Raw genomic sequence first — 1,530 nt, 5'->3', positions numbered from 1 at the left:
CGCCCGAAGAGGTCGAGGTCGTCGCCGCCGGTTGGAACAAGGCGAAGCACTCGAAAAAGAGGACGAGCCGCGCGAAAAAGTAAGTCGCAAGTACCCTTGACACGACATACTCTGCCCCGTATTCTCCGCGGGTGTCGGTACCCAAAGAGTTCAAGGAGCAGCGGCTGCTCACGATAGGCGAGGTGGCCGAGGCGATGGGTGTCCACAGGGGCACCGTGTGGAAGTGGATCAGGGACAGCTGCCTCAAAGCGACGGTTCCGACGAGGGCCGACCCGGAGAACCCGGAGCGGCAGATCCCGATCAGCAACAAGTACAGGGGGGTGCGGCAAGAAGACCTTGCCAAGTGGAAGAGCGTGTACCGGCCCGTCAGTCGGGAAGCGGTGTCAGCGTCGAAGAAGTCGAACAGCAAGCGCGCGGCAAAACGCGCGAAACCAAGGAGATAGAACGCATGAATGAGAACGAAGAGATCGTCGTGTCCGCAGAGGGCGCGGCGAGCGGGAGTGGTGCGCTCGCCGTCCACGACCCCGAGGTGGTGCAGACGGCTTCGCTGACCAACGTCCTCAATGACGAGCCCCAGGTGAGCTTCAGCCTCACCCAGCTGGCGGAGATGGGCTTCCTCGTGCCCGTCGCGGACCCGGCGACGTTGCGCGCCGCCTACGCCTTCCGGCAGAAGGTGCTCGCCTCGATCCTCGACCCCGAGCACGACTTTCTGTTCACGATCAGCTACGAGGAGCGTGGCCGGTCGATGGAGAAGATCACGACCTCGTACTCGGAGGCCAAGCGCTTCTGTGAGGCGTACAAGACCTCCTACAAGGCCAACCCCAAGAAGAGCGGCGTCGTGAAGCTGGCGACCGCGTTCGGCATCGAGGCGCGCATCGTGGAGCAGAAGGGGCTGCCCTACGACCAGCAGGCCACGTTCGCGTGGTGCAAGTACGAGGTGCGGCACACCAAGACCGGCAAGGTCGAGGTGGGCCAGGGCTACGCGAGCGTGGACGAGCGGCCCGGCCGGGTCATGCCCAAGCACCACTGCATCGCGCTCGCGGACACTCGCGCGTACAGCCGGGCGGTTCTGCGCCTCGCAGGGTTCGGTGAGGTGGGTGCCGAAGAGGTGATCGCAGACGGCCCGCTTCCGCAGATCGTTCAGGACACGCCTCCCCAGCGCCCCGCGGTCGCCGTGCAGCGGCTCCCCGAGCGCACGTCGTCGGCCGTGACGACGTTCTACAGCCACCCCGCAGACCGCGAGGAGCCCGTGGTGGTCGAGCGCACCGCAGCGGCGGCGCGACCGGCAGAGCCTGAGCGCGTCGTTCAGAGCGAGCCGCAGGCCGCTCCGATCCCCATGCCGCAGCCCGGCCGCGTGGGCGACGTGATCACCGACGCGCAGATCAAAAAGCTCTCCGGCCTGCTGATGAACAAGCTCGGAACCAAGGACCGCGCGATCGAGTGGCTGAAGAAGAACGCCGGTCTCAGCACGACCCGAGAGGTTCGCGAGGCCGACTACCCGAAGCTCATGTCCACCCTGGAAGCGATGGA

The 1,530-nt window shown here is 65.9% G+C and carries 2 protein-coding genes; one reads left to right on the top strand and one right to left on the bottom strand.

Features of this window, described 5'->3' with window-relative positions:
• A partial coding sequence (locus EB084_25185) for a hypothetical protein (GenBank protein NDD31559.1) occupies positions 1-520 on the bottom strand: 520 nt, incomplete at its 3' end.
• On the opposite strand from EB084_25185, the gene EB084_25180 reads away from it, so the two are divergent.
• On the top strand, positions 473-1,530 hold a 1,058-nt coding region (locus EB084_25180), incomplete at its 3' end, for a hypothetical protein (protein NDD31558.1). The two genes, EB084_25185 and EB084_25180, sit on opposite strands and share 48 nt — an antisense overlap.

It is taken from the genome of Pseudomonadota bacterium (assembly GCA_010028905.1).
Taxonomy (GTDB): Bacteria; Vulcanimicrobiota; Xenobia; order RGZZ01; family RGZZ01; genus RGZZ01.
Note: the sequence above shows the minus strand (reverse complement) of the source record. Positions and strands in the feature narration are given on the sequence as shown.